Annotated in this window: 16 protein-coding genes, 26 tRNA genes and 1 rRNA gene; 2 read left to right on the top strand and 41 right to left on the bottom strand. The window is 32.7% G+C overall.

Going from position 1 to position 18,799, the window contains the following annotated elements; genetic code table 11:
* Positions 1-693 precede the first annotated feature (693 nt).
* Positions 694-1,980: a dicarboxylate/amino acid:cation symporter gene (locus tag MHZ36_RS13865; RefSeq protein WP_239232261.1), complete on the bottom strand. Its 1,287-nt coding sequence runs from the start codon at positions 1,978-1,980 to the stop codon at positions 694-696.
* 257 nt (positions 1,981-2,237) lie between these two features.
* Here MHZ36_RS13865 and MHZ36_RS13860 point away from each other — a divergent pair, with 257 nt between their 5' ends.
* A complete protein-coding gene (locus MHZ36_RS13860; RefSeq protein ID WP_239232260.1) occupies positions 2,238-2,453 on the top strand; it encodes a hypothetical protein in 216 nt (71 codons plus the stop codon).
* Positions 2,454-2,570: 117 nt separating this feature from the next.
* Here the strand turns inward: MHZ36_RS13860 and MHZ36_RS13855 are convergent, their stop codons facing one another.
* Together MHZ36_RS13855 and MHZ36_RS13850 are read right to left on the bottom strand one after the other, a co-directional pair.
* A complete protein-coding gene (locus MHZ36_RS13855; RefSeq protein ID WP_239232259.1) occupies positions 2,571-3,194 on the bottom strand; it encodes a response regulator in 624 nt (207 codons plus the stop codon).
* A 2-nt stretch (positions 3,195-3,196) separates the two neighbouring features.
* Positions 3,197-4,324 carry a GAF domain-containing sensor histidine kinase gene (locus MHZ36_RS13850; protein ID WP_239232258.1) on the bottom strand — a complete coding sequence of 376 codons (1,128 nt, stop codon included), beginning with the start codon at positions 4,322-4,324 and terminating at the stop codon, positions 3,197-3,199.
* A 170-nt stretch (positions 4,325-4,494) separates the two neighbouring features.
* Between MHZ36_RS13850 and MHZ36_RS13845 the strand changes: the two genes are divergently transcribed.
* The gene (locus tag MHZ36_RS13845; protein WP_239232257.1) at positions 4,495-5,322 is read left to right on the top strand and encodes an RluA family pseudouridine synthase; all 828 of its coding nucleotides are present in this window, start codon (positions 4,495-4,497) and stop codon (positions 5,320-5,322) included.
* Positions 5,323-5,620: 298 nt separating this feature from the next.
* Here MHZ36_RS13845 and fumC read toward each other — a convergent pair whose 3' ends face one another.
* From fumC to rrf, 38 genes are all read right to left on the bottom strand, one after another.
* Complete coding sequence (fumC, locus tag MHZ36_RS13840) at positions 5,621-7,006, bottom strand: class II fumarate hydratase (protein ID WP_239232256.1); 1,386 nt, start codon at positions 7,004-7,006, stop codon at positions 5,621-5,623.
* Between the two features lie 156 nt (positions 7,007-7,162).
* Positions 7,163-7,573 (bottom strand): hypothetical protein, encoded by a 411-nt coding sequence (locus tag MHZ36_RS13835; protein ID WP_239232255.1) that lies wholly within the window; start codon positions 7,571-7,573, stop codon positions 7,163-7,165.
* Between the two features lie 173 nt (positions 7,574-7,746).
* Positions 7,747-7,935 (bottom strand): SAS053 family DNA gyrase inhibitor, encoded by a 189-nt coding sequence (locus MHZ36_RS13830; RefSeq protein ID WP_239232254.1) that lies wholly within the window; start codon positions 7,933-7,935, stop codon positions 7,747-7,749.
* A 24-nt stretch (positions 7,936-7,959) separates the two neighbouring features.
* Positions 7,960-8,559, bottom strand: a complete 600-nt coding sequence (locus tag MHZ36_RS13825) for a sugar phosphate isomerase family (protein WP_239232253.1) — start codon at positions 8,557-8,559, stop codon at positions 7,960-7,962.
* Positions 8,560-8,737: 178 nt separating this feature from the next.
* Positions 8,738-9,208 carry a tRNA (uridine(34)/cytosine(34)/5-carboxymethylaminomethyluridine(34)-2'-O)-methyltransferase TrmL gene (gene trmL, locus MHZ36_RS13820; protein ID WP_239232252.1) on the bottom strand — a complete coding sequence of 157 codons (471 nt, stop codon included), beginning with the start codon at positions 9,206-9,208 and terminating at the stop codon, positions 8,738-8,740.
* Between the two features lie 4 nt (positions 9,209-9,212).
* Positions 9,213-10,340 (bottom strand): tRNA epoxyqueuosine(34) reductase QueG, encoded by a 1,128-nt coding sequence (queG, locus tag MHZ36_RS13815; protein WP_239232262.1) that lies wholly within the window; start codon positions 10,338-10,340, stop codon positions 9,213-9,215.
* Between the two features lie 162 nt (positions 10,341-10,502).
* A complete protein-coding gene (locus MHZ36_RS13810) occupies positions 10,503-11,225 on the bottom strand; it encodes an amino acid ABC transporter ATP-binding protein (protein WP_239232251.1) in 723 nt (240 codons plus the stop codon).
* The gene (locus MHZ36_RS13805; protein WP_239232250.1) at positions 11,218-12,681 is read right to left on the bottom strand and encodes an ABC transporter substrate-binding protein/permease; all 1,464 of its coding nucleotides are present in this window, start codon (positions 12,679-12,681) and stop codon (positions 11,218-11,220) included. The genes MHZ36_RS13810 and MHZ36_RS13805 overlap by 8 nt, the downstream gene beginning before the upstream one ends.
* A gap of 169 nt (positions 12,682-12,850) precedes the next feature.
* A complete protein-coding gene (locus tag MHZ36_RS13800) occupies positions 12,851-13,927 on the bottom strand; it encodes a PTS sugar transporter subunit IIC (RefSeq protein ID WP_239232249.1) in 1,077 nt (358 codons plus the stop codon).
* 259 nt (positions 13,928-14,186) lie between these two features.
* Positions 14,187-14,504: a hypothetical protein gene (locus MHZ36_RS13795; protein WP_239232248.1), complete on the bottom strand. Its 318-nt coding sequence runs from the start codon at positions 14,502-14,504 to the stop codon at positions 14,187-14,189.
* Between the two features lie 579 nt (positions 14,505-15,083).
* Positions 15,084-15,167, bottom strand: a tRNA-Leu gene (locus tag MHZ36_RS13790).
* A gap of 217 nt (positions 15,168-15,384) precedes the next feature.
* Positions 15,385-15,771 carry an aspartate 1-decarboxylase gene (panD, locus tag MHZ36_RS13785; RefSeq protein WP_239232247.1) on the bottom strand — a complete coding sequence of 129 codons (387 nt, stop codon included), beginning with the start codon at positions 15,769-15,771 and terminating at the stop codon, positions 15,385-15,387.
* A 636-nt stretch (positions 15,772-16,407) separates the two neighbouring features.
* Positions 16,408-16,482: transfer RNA gene (locus MHZ36_RS13780), tRNA-Gly, on the bottom strand.
* A gap of 16 nt (positions 16,483-16,498) precedes the next feature.
* Positions 16,499-16,573, bottom strand: a tRNA-Gly gene (locus MHZ36_RS13775).
* 16 nt (positions 16,574-16,589) lie between these two features.
* Positions 16,590-16,664 (bottom strand) — tRNA-Gly (locus tag MHZ36_RS13770).
* Positions 16,665-16,671: 7 nt separating this feature from the next.
* Positions 16,672-16,745 (bottom strand) — tRNA-Cys (locus MHZ36_RS13765).
* Positions 16,746-16,753: 8 nt separating this feature from the next.
* Positions 16,754-16,825, bottom strand: a tRNA-Gln gene (locus tag MHZ36_RS13760).
* Positions 16,826-16,839: 14 nt separating this feature from the next.
* Positions 16,840-16,912: transfer RNA gene (locus tag MHZ36_RS13755), tRNA-His, on the bottom strand.
* A gap of 2 nt (positions 16,913-16,914) precedes the next feature.
* Positions 16,915-16,988: transfer RNA gene (locus tag MHZ36_RS13750), tRNA-Trp, on the bottom strand.
* A gap of 11 nt (positions 16,989-16,999) precedes the next feature.
* Positions 17,000-17,083: transfer RNA gene (locus MHZ36_RS13745), tRNA-Tyr, on the bottom strand.
* Between the two features lie 7 nt (positions 17,084-17,090).
* A tRNA-Thr gene (locus MHZ36_RS13740) sits at positions 17,091-17,166 on the bottom strand.
* Positions 17,167-17,185: 19 nt separating this feature from the next.
* A tRNA-Phe gene (locus MHZ36_RS13735) sits at positions 17,186-17,258 on the bottom strand.
* A 4-nt stretch (positions 17,259-17,262) separates the two neighbouring features.
* Positions 17,263-17,338, bottom strand: a tRNA-Asp gene (locus tag MHZ36_RS13730).
* Positions 17,339-17,350: 12 nt separating this feature from the next.
* Positions 17,351-17,424 (bottom strand) — tRNA-Met (locus tag MHZ36_RS13725).
* A gap of 10 nt (positions 17,425-17,434) precedes the next feature.
* A tRNA-Ser gene (locus tag MHZ36_RS13720) sits at positions 17,435-17,527 on the bottom strand.
* Between the two features lie 38 nt (positions 17,528-17,565).
* Positions 17,566-17,658, bottom strand: a tRNA-Ser gene (locus tag MHZ36_RS13715).
* A 9-nt stretch (positions 17,659-17,667) separates the two neighbouring features.
* Positions 17,668-17,741, bottom strand: a tRNA-Ile gene (locus tag MHZ36_RS13710).
* Between the two features lie 26 nt (positions 17,742-17,767).
* Positions 17,768-17,841 (bottom strand) — tRNA-Met (locus MHZ36_RS13705).
* 30 nt (positions 17,842-17,871) lie between these two features.
* Positions 17,872-17,947 (bottom strand) — tRNA-Ala (locus MHZ36_RS13700).
* Positions 17,948-17,963: 16 nt separating this feature from the next.
* Positions 17,964-18,037: transfer RNA gene (locus MHZ36_RS13695), tRNA-Pro, on the bottom strand.
* A gap of 28 nt (positions 18,038-18,065) precedes the next feature.
* Positions 18,066-18,142 (bottom strand) — tRNA-Arg (locus MHZ36_RS13690).
* Between the two features lie 13 nt (positions 18,143-18,155).
* A tRNA-Leu gene (locus MHZ36_RS13685) sits at positions 18,156-18,244 on the bottom strand.
* 8 nt (positions 18,245-18,252) lie between these two features.
* A tRNA-Gly gene (locus MHZ36_RS13680) sits at positions 18,253-18,327 on the bottom strand.
* Between the two features lie 3 nt (positions 18,328-18,330).
* A tRNA-Leu gene (locus MHZ36_RS13675) sits at positions 18,331-18,412 on the bottom strand.
* A gap of 15 nt (positions 18,413-18,427) precedes the next feature.
* Positions 18,428-18,503: transfer RNA gene (locus MHZ36_RS13670), tRNA-Lys, on the bottom strand.
* Positions 18,504-18,511: 8 nt separating this feature from the next.
* Positions 18,512-18,587, bottom strand: a tRNA-Thr gene (locus MHZ36_RS13665).
* Positions 18,588-18,597: 10 nt separating this feature from the next.
* Positions 18,598-18,673: transfer RNA gene (locus MHZ36_RS13660), tRNA-Val, on the bottom strand.
* A 9-nt stretch (positions 18,674-18,682) separates the two neighbouring features.
* Positions 18,683-18,797 (bottom strand): 5S ribosomal RNA (rrf, locus tag MHZ36_RS13655).
* Positions 18,798-18,799: the final 2 nt, after the last annotated feature.

Raw genomic sequence — 18,799 nt, 5'->3', positions numbered from 1 at the left:
GGATTAATATTAGTATTTATTTATAATATTTTTAAAATTATTATTGATAAGTACAAAAATAATAAATAGAATGATTTCTAAAGTATCAAAATTAGTATTAACATTTTCAATGGCTTTTAGTTTTACTATTATATTCATGGAGCTATTTGCTTCAAATTATGGTAGTAGCAAAAGCATTTACAATATCATGAAAAAAATAGACTTATAACATAATTAAATTAAAAATAGCGCAAAAAAGTTGCTTCACAAAAACAAGCAAAACCTATTTCAAAAAATGAGTATATTGTCACACTAAACAATACTGGTATTTATGATTATAAACTAGCTAGTTCAATTGCTAGTCCAAAAGTAACTTTAGTATTACCATTTATAATTGAAAATGCGATTTGCATCATCAACCATACCATTTTTATAAATAGTTTATAAAAATGGTATGAAAAACCCCCTCACTCTAATGCCAATCAGCATACCATGGAATTTTAGATATTGAGTTTTATTCAATTAAAGGTTTGATATATAATTTTATTGTATATCCTAAAGTGAATTATTGATTACTTACAAAACTATAAGTTCTTACAATATTCATATAATAAGCTAATCCACCAAAAATATATAAAAAGACTCGAATATATAATTCGAGTCTTTTTTATTATTTCTAATAAGCTTTTCCTTCGCTTAATAGTTTTATTATAATTATTCATTTAAATTTGCTTTAACCAGTTTCTTTTCTTCATGATTAGATACAATTAATGCACACGCTGCATCTCCTGTTATATTAACTGATGTACGTGTCATGTCTAATAATCTGTCTATACCTAGGATTATACCAATTGCTGCTGGATTTAAGTCTACCGCATTTAGTACCATCGCCAACATAATCAAGCCAACGCCAGGTACACCAGCTGTACCAATGGATGCAACTACTGCAATAATAACAACAGTAACTAGTTGGCCAAATGTTAAATTGGCACCCGATATTTGTGCAATAAATATTGTTGCGACCCCTTGCATGATTGCTGTACCATCCATGTTAATTGTTGCACCAAGTGGTTGAACAAAAGAAGCAATTTCCGGTCGAACACCCATTTTTTTAGTACAATTCATAGAAACTGGTAATGCTGCATTCGAACTAGAAGCACTAAATCCAAGCGTAATTGCTGGGATAAATCCTTTGAAAAATTTTGCTGGACTGTACTTGCCTAAGAATTTAACCGCAGCACCATACACTACAAAGAAATGAATTGCTAATGCGAGTAAAACAATAAAGAAGTACATTCCTAATTGCTGAATAGCTCCAAAACCAGCACCAGTAAAAGCATGTGCAACTAAGCCAAATGTACCAATTGGTGCAAATAAATTCATGATCATTGTAATAATAAACATGAGCACTTCATTTGTTTGTTCAAATAACCTATGAACTGCATCTGCCTTAGAACCAACCATGATTATACCTATGCCTATAAATATGGCGAAGGTAATGATTTGCAACATATTACCATCAGTCATAGCTTGAATTGGGTTTTTAGGAAACAGATTAATCAATGTTTGATCAAATGTTTGTTTGGCAGGTGAATCTTGAGCTTCATTTTGCTTATTTAATGTTTGCTGGTAACTAGATACATCATCACTTTTCAACAGTTCAGACTTTCCATCACCAGGTTTAAAGATTAATGCGAGTGAAATACCAATAATGATTGCCAATGCAGTAGTAGTTAAGAAGAAAGTAATCGTCTTTAAACCTATTCCACCAAGTAATTTGGGGTCTCCAACACCCACTACCCCTAATACAATAGATACAAATACTACAGGTACAACTAACATAAAAATTAAATTTAAAAAGATTTGTCCAATAACATTTAAAAAATACTTATCAATATTGGTAACAAATGCTGAGCCTTCAAACATATTGAAAATAGACCCAGCAGTTATACCTAATACTAATGCTACAACAATCCTCAATGAAAGATTTTTTGTTTTCATAGCAACATCCCCTTTGCTTTGTTAATCTTCATTATATAGTAAATGTACACATTTTAAAATATTTTTCACAAAAATCAGAAATTTCAATTTAAAATACTAGATTGGGAATTATTTTACATTTATGAATAAAAAACGTGTACACAAGTTTTTCTAAATAAAAAATAATAGTAAAAATAAACTTTTTTTCGATTTTTAAATGCATAATGTTTTGCAAAGTTATATAATCTATAATATAAAACTAAGAGGAAGTAAATAATATGGGATTAACATTAATGATATTAGCATTTTTTCTATTTTGTTTAGTTATTTTGATAATTGTACTTTTATCAATTTTCAACCTTACAAATATGGGCAAAAATTTTGCTGTTATAACACTGATTATTTTAATGATTTCTATTATTTTTCTATATGAAAAAGGTTCAAGTATTAGAAAAACAGAAATAGACCCTTTGGAGTATAGTGAAAAGTTTTAATGTACCTATTTTAATTTTTAACTTATTAAGCTAAAGTCACTTTATAAAATTAAAAAGAAACGCATGACATTCAGATGTCATGCGTTTCTTTTTTTAATCTATGCCCATCTAGTAACTTCAAATAAGGTTGTTTTGCATTGCATAAATCGCTGCTTGTGTCCTATCCCCAACTTGCAATTTATTAAATATATGACTTACATGTGTTTTAACAGTTTTTTCGGATACAAATAATGTTTCTGCAATTTCTTTATTTGTTTTCCCTTTAACCATTTCTTTCAATACTTCAGATTCCCTTTTAGATAACTTATTTGTAAAATGCGGTTTTTTGCGAACCGTTTCAATTACACTTTGAGCTTGTGGGTGAATTATTTTTTCACCAGTAATCACTCTTTTAATCGTTTCAATTAATTGCTTAGGCTCAACATCTTTCATTTCGTAACCATCAGCTCCCTTATCAATGGCAGAAATTACATGTTCATCATCTACATAGCTCGTTAAAACAAGTATTTTCACATCTGGATATTGCTGTTTCATAATTTCTGTTATTTCAATACCATTCATTTCTGGCATAACTAAATCCAGCAATACAATATCTGGTAATGGATTATCTTTTAAGTAGTTTAAAAAAGAGCGTCCATCTGAAAACCCACCTACAACTTCTATGTCATCAACAGTAGATAATAAAAACTCTAACCCTTGTCTTACTATATGATGATCATCTACTAATATTATTCGGTACATGCCTAACTTCCTTTCGATAAGATTAATGGAACAATGATTTCTATTGTCGTTCCCATATTTGGTTCTGATATAATGTTTAATTTACCACCAATGGTTTTAGTTCTTTGTATCATATTGCTCAATCCATGTGAATGATACTTATTCGTTGCTTGAACATCAAATCCACAACCATTATCTTTTACGGTAACAATAATATATTCACTTTGTTGGTTAAGCTTCAATTCAACTATATCTGCTTGGCTATGTTTTTGAGTATTATTTATTGCTTCCTGGATAATTCGATATATATTTTCCTCAATTGTATTTGGTAAATTAATCAAACCATCTACATGCACTTTCAATTCAATTTGTAATATATCACAGTAATTTTTTAAAGCATTAATTAAGCCATGTTCTAACCCTACTGGCTTTAGCTGCCAAATTAACGCTCTCATTTCATTAACTGCTTGTTGACTTGTATCTTCTATTACTTTAAATGCTTTCTTGGATATAGCTTCTCCACTCATTTCATTAGCTGCATGTGCCGTGAGTTTGACGGAAAATAACATCTGATTGACTGAGTCATGTAAATCCCTAGCTAATCTATTTCGTTCACTTACTCTTGCCGCTTCTTTTTCTTGATCAGTTAACAATATTCGCTTGATTGCAGAACCAATTTGAAATGCAACTGACTCTAAGAGTTCCAAGTCTTCTTCAGTATAATGTTGCGTATGTGGTGTTGCTACATTTAATAAACCGAACAATTCTTCTCCTGAACGTAATGGAACTGTTGCATGATGTGTTATACCATCAGTTTCTTCATGATAAGCACGATTTGCAAGATTGATTCTAGAACAATTTATAATGTTAGAGGCTTTTGTCAATCGTTTATTATGATATGATTGAACGCACCAACATGAACCCTCATTCATATACTTACAATTATGCTTAGAAAGTGCACCCGGCAAATCTGTATCAGAAACAAGTTCATGCTTCCCAGATTCATCAATAAAGAAAATCCATCCAGTAGTAAAATCACTTCCTTTTATTAAGGATCTTAACGCACCATCTAACATATTAAATGTTTCTGTTTCTTCATTTAAAAATTCAGCAATTTCTTTTAATAAAGCCAATCTTGTTGGTTTTTCCATCTAACCCTTCCTATTCTAATCGAATTATTTATATTGTCCATTTTATGCTATTAATTAAAAAATACACAAGTATAGCGTTTATATAAACATATTTAGTGAATTTAAAAAGAACAATATTCTTAAATTGTCGTATGTGGTATGATTACTATTGATGAATCGAGGAGGATATTATGAAATTTGAAATCCCAAGTAAATATAATGAACAAACATTAAGAGAAATTTTCCAATCTTTGCACTTACCAAAAAAAGACTTACACAATTTAAATATGTCTAAAGATATAACAGTAAATGATACAGCGGCTACATTAATGACTAGAGTTAAATCAGGTGACATCGCTTACCTACCTACACCAGATGAAAAAAGTAATTACGTACCAAGTTATCGATTTGCTCAAATTTACTATGAAGATGAAGATATTGCAATTGTAATGAAACCAAAAGGTGTTAAAACACACCCAAATGATTTAAAAGAAAGTAATACATTAATGAATCATGTTATTTATACGATAAAGAGCGACTATGTTGAACCTATACATAGATTAGACCAGGAAACTGTTGGTTTATTGATTGTTGCAAAAAATCCATTAATGAAAAAAATTCTAGATCGTATGTTAGAAGAAAATGAAATTAATCGAATTTACAAAGCAAACGTACACAGTCTCTTGCCTATTAAACCTCAAACAATTGATAAACCAATAGGTAAAGATAAATTTCACTCTAACCGACGTCGTGTATCACCAACAGGTCAACGCGCAATTACACATATTGTTAGCTCAAAAATGGTTAAAGAAGATGTCTGTGAATTAGAGCTTAAACTTGATACTGGTAGAACACACCAAATTCGTGTACATTTAGCGGAAATCGGCCATCCAGTCATAGGTGATCCATTGTATGGTAATTCGACATTAAGACAATTACAATTAAATAGTTATAAAATTGAATTCACACATCCACTTACACAAGAAGCAATTTCAGTGAGTTTAGATGATGAAATATAAATCAAACCCATCGAAAATATAAAGGATATGCTGAGTTTTTATTATCTAATAAGGATAATGACTATTTTTAAGATAGTCATTGTCTTTTTTATCTTTAAGTCTTTATTTCATTATGTAAAATGCAACAAGCCATTTTACAAAGAATATGCATCAAATAACTAATTTCTATAATAAATAGATAGAGCAATAAGTTATTATAAAAAAAGTAAGCTAAGACATTTATATAATGTCTTAGCTTTTATCTTCATATAATCAGAAATATAGATTAAATATTGCATCAATTCAATTTTTCCAACTATTATTTTGGTTCTACCATATCTTCCGGTTTAATCCATTCTTCAAACTGTTCTTCAGTAACAAAACCTGATTGTATTGCTGATTCTTTTAATGTCAAACCTTCACGATGCGCCTTTTTGGCAATTTTTGCAGCATTTTCATATCCAATATGTGGATTTAACGCAGTAACTAACATCAATGATTGGTTTAAGTAATTATCAATATTTTCAGTTATAGGTTCGATACCAACTGCACAGTTGTCATTAAATGTTTGCATTCCATCAGCTAATAAATAAATTGATTGCAAAGTATTATGCAAGATGACAGGTTTATAAACATTTAATTCAAAGTTACCTTGAGAACTTGCAATGCCTACTGCAGTATCATTACCCATTATTTGAACTGATACCATAGTTAACATTTCACATTGCGTAGGATTAACTTTACCAGGCATAATTGAAGAACCTGGTTCATTTTCAGGAATTGAAATTTCTGCCAAACCAGCTCTTGGGCCCGATGCTAACCATCTAATGTCATTAGCAATCTTCATTAAGTCTGTAGCTAATGCTTTTAATGATCCATGTAATTGAACAACCTCATCATGAGCTGTTAAAGCATGGAATTTATTTTCTGATGAAACAAATGGATAGCCTGTATTTTCTGCTATAAATTTAGCTACTTTATCACCAAATTCTGGATGAGCATTGATACCTGTACCTACTGCTGTACCACCAATAGCTAAATTTAAAATGTGTGCTTTTGATTCGCCTAATAATGTTTCACATTTATCTAGCATATAACGCCATCCACTAATTTCTTGACCTAATCTAATCGGCGTTGCGTCTTGTAAATGTGTACGTCCAATTTTGATGATTTCATTAAATTTGTCTTCTTTTTCTCTAAAAGTATTACGCAAATTATTTAAAGCAGGTTCTAGTTTTGTTTCAACTTCATTATATAAAGCTACATGCATAGCGGTTGGGAATGTATCATTTGAGCTTTGAGATTTATTTACATCGTCATTTGGATGTATAGTTTCATCGCTTCCATTCGATTTAAGGTATTCATTCGCAACATAACTCACGACTTCGTTTACGTTCATATTGCTTTGTGTACCGCTTCCCGTTTGCCATACAACTAGAGGGAAATGTTCATCTAATTCTTTATTTAAAATGCGATCACAAGCATGTACAATTGCATCTTTTTTAGCATCAGAAATTTTGCCAAGCTCATGGTTAGCTAAAGCTGCACCTCTCTTAAGTTGTGCAAATCCGTAAACGACTTCAATTGGCATTTGCTCTTTACCTACTGGGAAATTACGTTTACTTCTTTCAGTTTGAGCACCCCAATATTTATCGGCAGGTACTTCAATTTCACCAAATGTATCATGTTCAATTCTTACTGACATTACAAATTCTCCCCTTTAAATTTACTATGTTCATTTGTAGTATATCATTATTTATTTTAAAGGGGCAATCGTATTATATAGCGTTTTCATAAACTTTTTATGCTTATAAAAAAGGCTGCCTACTAAAATTAAGCAGCAACCTTTAATCATTATTTATTATTTAACTATCTTTACATCTTTAAAATATAATTTTGCAGCTTGAATCACGCCAATTGCAGTAAGTATCAATAAAATTGCGCCTATAATCATTGTAATTGGACTTATCGAAATTAATAATCCTAGAAATCCATCTAAACTGTTATAAAATGAGCCTAACGGTTTGAATAAAACAATTGTAACTAAAATACAGCAAATAACACTAATAATAATTCCTGTTTGATTACCCTTAACAAAGGTTGATGCATTAACTTGTTCTACCAAACCTTTAGATAAATTAATTTGTAGCTTAATTATTTTAAATAATATAGGTAAGTAAAGTGCGCCAATCGCCATCGGAAAGCCCTTTATTGAGATTAAATTAATAACTGCTGCACTAAGCATAAAATATTTCCAATACTTACTTAACATAAATATGTATCTCCTTATAATAAATCGTATTGTTTTAATTTTAACATATTCTTTTTTGACATAGCATGATTTTTTAACGCAATTAACTTGTGAATGATCATTAAATCAAAAACCCTTACAAACGCGATGCGTTCATAAGGGCATAATAATTCATAATAGTAGTAAGTAAGATCTTATTTTGTATTCTTTGGTAAGTCTGAACGTACTTCTGAATCATGTGTCTGATTTAGTTTGTCTTCATCATTTTGCTCAGAAATTTGTTCCATCTCTTTACCTAATTCAACTACATCTTCATATCCATCGACCATTTCATTTTCTGGTTGATGCGTTTCATGTTTTAAATCTTTATCTTTTTCAACCATCATAATCACCTTTTAAAGTTACTATTATGCAAAGCGTGCAGTGAAATAATGTCTAACATCTTCTGGTAAGCCTTGTGCTGCTGCTTCATCTAAAACAACATTCACCATTCTATGCGCTTTTAAATCTGAAGGTTCGAAGCTAGTTTTTCCATTTTCTTCATATAATTTATGAACAACTTCTTGTTTATCACTACCAGTTATCACAAGAATTACTTCTCGTGCTGAGAATAAACCTTGTTTCACGCTAATATCTAAATTACCATTTGTATCAATAGACAATACTTGTGTAATCAGTTTACCTTTATTTTCTTTAGTTTTAATTTTGTCACCAATAAATGATTCCGTATCCTCACTAAATGATACATCATAAATTTGACCTTCAGGTACGCCTAAAGCTTCATAGTAAGATTTATTATTATCATAATCTAATATATTAACTTGGCTAAAATCAACTGCATGTTTATCCACATTCTTTTTTAATTCATCTAATACTGGTGAATTATCTTTAGAAAGGTGTAGACCTGCAATTGTTGTAGGATTGTTGTTAAATTGTTTTCTTAAAATATCTGCTGTATATTCAGCTACAATGTTTTCATCTTTTAAAATTTTAAAATTCATTGCCATAGTAATTACACTCCTCTTAATCTATTCAGACACGTTCTAGCATTATTCTTTATTACCCTTGTTGTTGTAGTCATAAACAACCTTATTAAAGCTTGAATTAAATAACTTTATGCTATATCAAAGCCTTATAACCATTATACAAATGTCTAGCGATATTTTCATTCTTTTAGAGAAATTATTATATTAAATCTGGAAAATTTTGTTGTCTTAATGCTTCATAAATCAGTAAAGATGCGGTATTAGATAAATTTAATGATCTAATGTTATCATTCATAGGTATTCGTAATGCTGTATCACTATATGCTTCTTTGACCCAATCAGGTAAACCCGTTGTTTCTCTACCAAAAATAAAGAAGTGGTCTTTTTCTATATCAGAAAAATTGAAATCAGAATAGGTTTTTTTACCAAACTTAGTAATTAAATAGTATGTGCCCTCGGTTGACTCAAAAAACGCTTCAATACTTTCATGATAAGTAATTTTCACTGAATCCCAATAATCCAATCCTGCACGTTTTAGCATTTTATCATCAGTACTAAATCCTAATGGTTTAATCAAATGTAAATTGGTATATGTACCTGCGCAAGTTCTTGCTATACTCCCTGTATTGCCAGGTATTTCTGGTTGAAATAATACAATATGATTTGTCATTACTTTATTCGCTCCTCATTTCCAGTCCTTTTAACATTTCTTGCTGGACTTCTTCTATTTCATTGTCATAGTTTGCCTCTATAAAAGGCCTTGCATCTTCCCCTTGTATTTGTCCTATTGCCCAATATGCTGTTCCTCGTATCATAGGTCGCGGATCTTCAAGTGCTACATCTTGCAACTCAGGAATTGCAGTTTCTTCTTTAAAATGAGCCAATGCAACAATGGCATTTCTTTGTATTGGCTTTTTACCTCTCCATGCACCTGCTAAATGACCATAAGTATTTTTAAATTCTTTATTACTCATTTTTAGCAAAGGTACTAGTCTTGGTTTTAATACTTCTGGTTCAAGGATAATATCGTCTTGTTGTGTGTTAATTCCTCTATTTCTAGGACAAACTTGTTGGCATGTGTCGCAACCATACAGTCTATTGCCTATTTTATAACGATATTCATCTTGCAAATATCCCTTGGTTTGAGTTAAAAAACTAATACATTTTTGACTATTAAGTTGTCCATCTCCAACAAGTGCACCTGTTGGACACCGATCAACACAAATTGTACAGTCACCACAACTATCGAGTAAAGGATCATCAGGCTCAAAAGGTATACTTACCAACATTTCACCAAGGTAAGTCCATGTACCTAAGTCAGGATTTATCACAAAACCATTTCTACCAACATAACCTAGACCTGCTCTTTCTGCGACAGCTCTATCAGATAAGACACCCGTATCAACCATAGATTTAATCTCAACGTCTTCTACTTTGGACTTTAAATATTCAGCAAGTTGATCCAATCGCTTTCTCATGATTGAATGATAATCTTGCCCCCATGAAGCACGAGCAAACATACCTCTACGATCGCCACGCACACTTTTAGGTGCCCCTTTCAATTTATTCGGATAACCTACAGCAATTGCAATAATTGACCTTGCAGTAGGTAAAGTCAACTTTGGTTCCGTTCTCAAATTGATATCTGATTCTTCAAACCCTGATGCATAACCTTTTTCATGATAGTCTACGAGTTTTTGCTTTAATTCATCAAAAGGGTCCGCAGTTGTAAAACCAATACTATCTATTCCATTTGTATGTGCATAATTAATGACATCTTGTTTTAATTGCTTTAAATCGATTTTTTACACCCCACATAAAAACATACATTCTACATTTTAACATAATATACTTAAATAAGATGTCCATAATTATTACTTTATATCAATTTATAGAACAAAAAAACAAGTCATTTATATATAGCAGATAACCACTACTATTTTATAAACAACTTGTTATTTTCATTAAAGTACACGTGCTAAAAAGTTTTTAGTTCTTTCATGTTGTTGATTTTCAAATATTTCTTTCGGTTTTCCAGATTCGACAATGACACCATCAGCCATAAATACCACTTTGTCACTGACATCTTTAGCAAAATTCATCTCATGAGTAACAACAACCATCGTCATGCCTTCTTTTGCTAAATCTTTCATTACTTTTAATACATCACCTACAACTTCTGGATCTAAAGCTGAAGTTGGTTCATCAAATAATAACACTTCAGGATTCATCGCTAGCGCTCTTGCAATTGCTACCCTTTGCTTTTGACCACCTGATAATTGTGCTGGATAAGCATCAGCTTTATCCTCTAAACCTACTTTTTCCAGTAATGCCTGAGCTTCTTCTTTCAACTTTGTTTGTGAGCCCTTTTTTAATAGATTAGGTGCTAAGATAATATTGTCGATTACCTTTTTATGAGGGAACAAATTAAAATTTTGGAAAACCATTCCCATTTGCTGTCTTAATTTTTCTAACTCCGTATCTTTACTATTTAATTTATTGTCTTTAAACAATACATCACCACTAGTTGGCGTCTCTAATAAATTCATACATCGTAACAATGTACTTTTACCACTACCTGATGGTCCTATGATAGCAACAACTTCACCTTTTTCTATCGTTAAATCAATACCTTTTAAGACTTCGTTTTTACCAAAAGATTTATATAAATTTTTAATATTAATCACTAACTTTTAATCTCCCTTCGAAGAAATACATTACTCGAGATAACGTGAACGTTAGAATAAAGTAAAGTATTGCAGCTACTATTAATGGTGTAAACGGATCAAATGATGCGCCTTGCACAACTTGTGCATTAAACATAATTTCACTAACACCTATAACAGATACAATTGATGATTCTTTAATAACAGTTACAAATTCATTACCTAATGCAGGTAAGATATTTTTAATCGCTTGCGGTAAAATTACAGATTTCATTGTCTGACCATAACTTAAACCAAGACTTCGTGCTGCTTCAGTTTGTCCCTTATCAACAGCATTGATACCGGCTCTGATAATTTCTGCAATATAGGCAGAACAGTTAATAACTAAAGCTATCATCCCACAAATCAATGCTGAAATGTTTAAACCGAGTACAGCTGTTGTTCCAAAATAAACTAAAAATACTTGAACTAACAACGGTGTACCTCTTAAAAATTCTATATAGGCAGATGCTAACCATCTCAATGGTTTAATTTTACTTAGTTTTAACAATGCTATCATTGCCCCAAAGATTGTCCCTAACAGTACACCAACAATTGAAATTAAAATAGTATTTTGAATACCTTTCAAGAAAAAGCTACCATATTTAGTAAAGAAATTCCCATCATCTTTTTTCATAGCTTCTGCTGCTTTTTCTTTGTAATCAGAAATCAAACCTTTATCTTTCACATCTTTAATCGTGCTATTTAATTTATCCATTAATATAGGTGAATTTTTAGGAACAGCAATTGCTGTATTCTTTTGACCCTCTTTAAATTTCACACCATCAGCAAATTTCAAATCGCTATTTTGTTTTAAATAAGCTTCTGCTACCGGTCCTTCAATAACCATACCATCAACTTTACCACTCTTAAGAGACATAATGACTTCCGGTACACGAGTTAAAGACTGTACTTTTGCATTATCAATTTCATTTTGAGCAATCGTTTCTTGTTGTGTTTGTTTTTGAACACCTATTTTTTTATTTGCAAAATCATCTATTGTCTTAAGATGATCAGAATCAGATTGCTTAATTATCATTTTTTGAGTTACTGACATGTAAGAATCAGAAAAATCCACTTCTTTTTTTCTTTCAGGTGTCGGTGTCATTCCAGATATAATCAAGTCGATTTTCCCAGTTTTAATAGCACCTAATAAACTATCGAATTGCATATTCACAATTTTTAATTTTAAGTTATTATCCTTTGCAATTTTTTTAGCTAATTCTATATCAATACCTGCATACTCACTTTTACCATTTACATTATGTTCAAACTCATAAGGTGCATAGTCTGCAGATAAACCCACTCTTAATTCTCCACGCTTTTTAATTTTTTCCCATTGATCATCTTGTGCTGCTTGTGCCTCAGGATTTATGTAGGTAAAAATTGCACTTACGAATATAATAAAGACTAGCATAAGCTTCCCTAGTTGTTTCATATTTCTAAACCCCTCTCTATATAATTTATTATTATACACAATTACGTAATATTATTCAATATAATTTTGGATTTATACCTATTTACAGTACTTTAATATATATTTTGAGTTATTATGCATAATTTGTGTATAAAAAAAGGCCTAATTATAATAATTAGACCTTATAATCCTAGTTTTTAGGAATTTCAAATTTATATATTTCATCTGTATAGCTATTTATCATTTTCTTGCATAATTCATGCACGAAAAATGCAGAAACAAAGGGTATAATCAAATATCCAAAAATCAGTAAAATGATATTTATAGTTGGATCTCCTGACATTCTATTAAAGGCATTAATAGGTCCTACAAGACCAGTATATCCAAAACCAGCAGACATGGGTGTACCTTTGATACCTATAAAATATGCCACAATACCGCCAATAATACCATTTATAATTAATGGAACTGCAATGATCAAATGTTTAAAATATACAGGGATCATCATTTTTGCGGCACCAATAATTAATACTAGATTCACACCGGCTGCATTGACTCTTATCGAACCAAATAAGAAAGTTACACAAGCAGCTACAATGCCCATATTAGCTGCACCACTTCCTAAGCCTGATAAACCAATAGCCGTTGCTATTGCAACAACAGAAATTGGCGTAACCATTAATAAGGAATATGTAACACAGATTAGGATAGACATAATCAATGGATTAAATTCAGTAAAGGTACTTACTATATGACCAAGTCCTTTAGTTACTTTCGAAACATAACCCAATGTATATAATCCTAGTACACCACTAATTACCGGAATAAATACTGGAAGTAATAACATTTCTAATGAACCTAATTTATTTTGCAAAATTAAATATAAAAAACATGCTATGATGACAACTAAAATAGTATTAATTATATCCCCTATACCATTTAAAACAAAACCACTAGGAGTGAATTTTACAGCTCCACTACCAATCATAGCTGAGACACCAACCATAGCAGCACCTGGCCCATTAAATTTAAATTGATGTGCAGCTAATACACCAATAATAAAAGCCATAAAAGACTGTATTAAAACTACCAATTGATAAATACTTTCTAATAATTGGTTACCCTCTTTAAAAAATTTGAGCAATTCACCTAACAGTGCATTTGGTATTAAAGCAATTACAACCCCAGTACCAACAGCTTGTAATATATTACTAAAAAATTGTTTGCCAGAATTATTACTAGCATTCTTTGCCGTTATTTTACTCATGTAATTTTTCCTCCAAATATAACAATAGACTTATAATATTATATTTTATAAGAAACTACAATATTTACTTTTAAGCTATTTAGAAAATTGGTTAGACATAATCAATGGCAGTTTCAACTTTTAAAAAAACAACGACTCTTTTAATAACGGTTCGCTGCTAAAATTCAAATTAACTATCTCATTGTATGAAATACTTTAGCTAACTGTTGATAAAATCAATAATCAACATATATAATAACTTTCAAATCCCCTCTTACCGTTAGCCATTTAAAATACATTTAATATGCTTTGATAATTCTTCTTCACTAATTTGATTCTCCTTAACAATATTACTCTTTTTATTAGTTAATTTAACATAGATATAATCGCCAATCTGAATTTGATCTTGTAATTGTTTAGAGATTTTATAATTTTCGACTATATCACCATTATCACTCACCAAATTAGAAACGACACCTTCTTTGTTATTTATTTGTCCATAATATATTGTACAAGTATCACAAAAGTACAAAATAAAAAGGCAAACAATAATGGCAACAAGCAGTGTGAATCCAATTATAGTTGATTGTTGTCTCACAAATCTCACCTCAAGAATATAATAATTTAATTCATTAAAGAATAAATCAGTCTATAGCATTAAAGTTAAAATATAAATATTATTACTGCAATTATATAATTTTTCATTATTTAAACTCCATCATTGATTAGATTTATAAATGAAAAAATTATTATCAGTATACCGTAGCTAAAATAATAGTTAAATTGTAATTATAAAAATAACCCTCAAATAATAGTATTGTTTAATATTACAAATCTACTAGACTAATTATTTATAACTGAGTAAGAAATTATTAACACTATTGTTTAGAAGTCCATTAATCGTAACATCACAAGTCATGCGTTCAAACTTACTAGCACATCTTATTAAACTACAAACTATATATCAACCACATAAAATAAATGCATTCCTTTACTTAAAGTATCTTTAGGTGAATATCAAGAACGTGCAGTTATACTAATGAGCAATATTTAAATCGTAATATCCTATATAGCGGAAATAATTATATATAATGAAAGTCATTATGAGGTATAAAAAAAAGAAACCCCGTAACAACGGGGTTTCTAAATAATATCGATGGCTTATGATAGCCTCTAGTACCGGCGGTCGGGGTCGAACCGACACTCCAATGAAGGAACGGGATTTTGAGTCCCGCGCGTCTGCCAATTCCGCCACGCCGGCCTGATAATATCAGACAAATTTGAAATGATACTTGAAGTATCTATCGAAATCGCATAAATACATTATATTACGAACTGAATTTGTCGTCAATAGTTATAGAGACAAAATATCGTAATAATGCCATTTATAATGTATTTTGAAACATATTTTATTTGAAAATATGTCACCCTTTAAAATAAAAATCACACTTATATAAATTCAAGTGTGATTTTTTTTCTTAGTCTAAAACTGTTTGATTTTCTTTTTCATGAATCATTTGTGTAATTTCATTATATTCATTCAAAACAGCTACTTTAGGTGCATGATGCTCAATTTCATCTTCATTTAATTGAGCATACGTCATGATTATAACAACATCATCTAGTTCTACTAAACGAGATGCTGCACCATTTAGGCAAATTTTACCACTGCCACGTTCACCTTCTATAACATAAGTTTCAAAACGTGCGCCATTATTATTGTTTACAATAGCTACTTTTTCATTTGCTAATATATCGACTGCATCAAGTATATCTTTATCAATAGTAATACTACCTACATAATTTAAATTAGATTCAGTAACTCGTGCTCTGTGTATTTTGGAATTCATAAGTGTTCTGATCATTATAAAACCTCTCCTATTATTTATTTCAATTATACGTAGTTACAAGTATCGACGACTAACATATAATACCACTTTAATCATCTATGAAACGTTGTTCAATGTCTTATTGAGCCCATTTATATTGGTTGTTCGTAACAAATATTATTTATAAAATATATTTATACACAAAATATATAAAATAATACTGTTATTTAACTTCACAATAGAAAAATGACAATATATATTAATTTCAAATTTCTTATAAGATATACTCTAAAATAGAATGAAATTTATTAAAATGAATTATGATATTACAATATAGAAAACATCTATGTAATTAAATCAGTATGTTTATAACTAAAATATTAAAAATTGAAGAGGGTGTACTTAATGTACAATAATCCATACATTAAGATAAAGGTAGAAATAAATCATTGCTATGAAGCGAGGAAGTCTTTAGATCTTTTTTAATGATTTTATGTATTATTAAAAATCTTCTTATAAATACTATGGCTATTTGTCCAATACTATTTGAAGTGCAATAATTAAATGATCAGTAAAAAATCATAAAATAATATAACAACTAAAATAGAAGATTAATATTTAATCATAACTAATAAATTAAAGCAAAAAAAACTTCCACAATTGGAAGAAAATTGGAGCGGAAGATAGGACTTACACCTATACCTCATTCCGGGAAGGAATGTGTTCTAAAAGTTGAACTACTCCCGCTTGGGATTAATAAATATGGAGCGGAAGGTAGGACTTACACCTACACCTCGTTCCGGGAAGGAACGTGTTCTAAAAGTTGAACTACTCCCGCATGGGATTAATAAATATGGAGCGGAAGATAGGACTTGCACCTATACCTCATTCCGGGAAGGAATGTGTTCTAAAAGTTGAACTACTCCCGCATATTCATGGAGGCGGCAACCGGATTTGAACCGGTGATAAAGGTTTTGCAGACCTCTGCCTTACCACTTGGCTATGCCGCCAATACTAACTGGGCTAGCTGGATTCGAACCAGCGCGTGACGGAGTCAAAGTCCGTTGCCTTACCGCTTGGCTATAGCCCAATAATAATATTAAGGGCGGCTGATGGGAATCGAACCCACGAGTGTCGGAACCACAATCCGATGCGTTAACCACTTCGCCACAGCCGCCATGGCAGGGGCAGTAGGAATCGAACCCACATCAAAGGTTTTGGAGACCTCTATTCTACCTTTGAACTATGCCCCTATGAAATTATATGGTGGAGGGGGGCAGATTCGAACTGCCGAACCCGAAGGAGCGGATTTACAGTCCGCCGCGTTTAGCCACTTCGCTACCCCTCCAAAAAGCTGGTGCCGGCCAGAGGACTTGAACCCCCAACCTACTGATTACAAGTCAGTTGCTCTACCAATTGAGCTAGGCCGGCTTGCATAATAAAATTAAAATGGTTCAGGACAGAGTCGAACTGCCGACACATGGAGCTTCAATCCATTGCTCTACCAACTGAGCTACTGAACCATAATGGCGGTCCCGACGGGAATCGAACCCGCGATCTCCTGCGTGACAGGCAGGCGTGTTAACCGCTACACTACGGGACCAAAATGATAAAATTGCGGGAGGCGGATTTGAACCACCGACCTTCGGGTTATGAGCCCGACGAGCTACCGAACTGCTCCATCCCGCGGTAATATTAATGGCGGAGGAAGAGGGATTCGAACCCCCGCGAGCCGTTAAGCTCCTGTCGGTTTTCAAGACCGATCCCTTCAGCCAGGCTTGGGTATTCCTCCAAAAATATTAGGTAATAAATTATATTTAATTTTAAAAATGGCGGAGGAAGAGGGATTCGAACCCCCGCGGGCCGTTAAGCCCCTGTCGGTTTTCAAGACCGATCCCTTCAGCCGGACTTGGGTATTCCTCCAAAATTATATGGACCTTGCAGGACTCGAACCTGCGACCGAACGGTTATGAGCCGTTAGCTCTAACCAACTGAGCTAAAGGTCCTAAATATAATTTACAACTAATAATAGTGGCGGTGGAGGGGATCGAACCCCCGACCTCACGGGTATGAACCGTGCGCTCTAGCCAGCTGAGCTACACCGCCGTTGTAATTTAGTTTTGCTAAGTTTTTTAATGGTGGAGACTAGCGGGATCGAACCGCTGACCTCCTGCGTGCAAAGCAGGCGCTCTCCCATCTGAGCTAAGCCCCCATTAATTATTGGGTTATCGGGAAGACAGGATTCGAACCTGCGACCCCTTGGTCCCAAACCAAGTGCTCTACCAAGCTGAGCTACTTCCCGTTTATAATTGGGTGAAGTAAATTTTAAATGGCGCGCCTGATAGGAGTCGAACCCATAACCTCTTGATCCGTAGTCAAGCACTCTATCCAATTGAGCTACAGGCGCTATTTAAAAAATATGGTGCCGAGGACCGGAATCGAACCGGTACGGTGATCTCTCACCGCAGGATTTTAAGTCCTGTGCGTCTGCCAGTTCCGCCACCCCGGCAAAAATAATGGAGCAGAAGACGGGATTCGAACCCGCGACCCCGACCTTGGCAAGGTCGTATTCTACCGCTGAACTACTTCTGCATATGCGGGTGAAGGGAGTCGAACCCCCACGCCGTAAGGCGCTAGATCCTAAGTCTAGTGCGTCTGCCAATTCCGCCACACCCGCGATATTTAATTAAAATGGTGAGCCATAGAGGATTCGAACCTCTGACCCTCTGATTAAAAGTCAGATGCTCTACCAACTGAGCTAATGGCTCATCAATAATGGTGCCGGCCAGAGGACTTGAACCCCCAACCTACTGATTACAAGTCAGTTGCTCTACCAGTTGAGCTAGGCCGGCATATTAATAATGGTGGAGGATGACGGGTTCGAACCGCCGACCCTCTGCTTGTAAGGCAGATGCTCTCCCAGCTGAGCTAATCCTCCGAATATATTGCCTGGCAACGTCCTACTCTTGCGGAACGTAAGTCCGACTACCATCGGCGCTAAGGAGCTTAACTTCTGTGTTCGGCATGGGAACAGGTGTGACCTCCTTGCCATTGTCACCAGACA

This window comes from Staphylococcus sp. ACRSN (assembly GCF_022346615.1).
Lineage (GTDB): Bacteria > Bacillota > Bacilli > Staphylococcales > Staphylococcaceae > Staphylococcus.
Note: the sequence above shows the minus strand (reverse complement) of the source record. Positions and strands in the feature narration are given on the sequence as shown.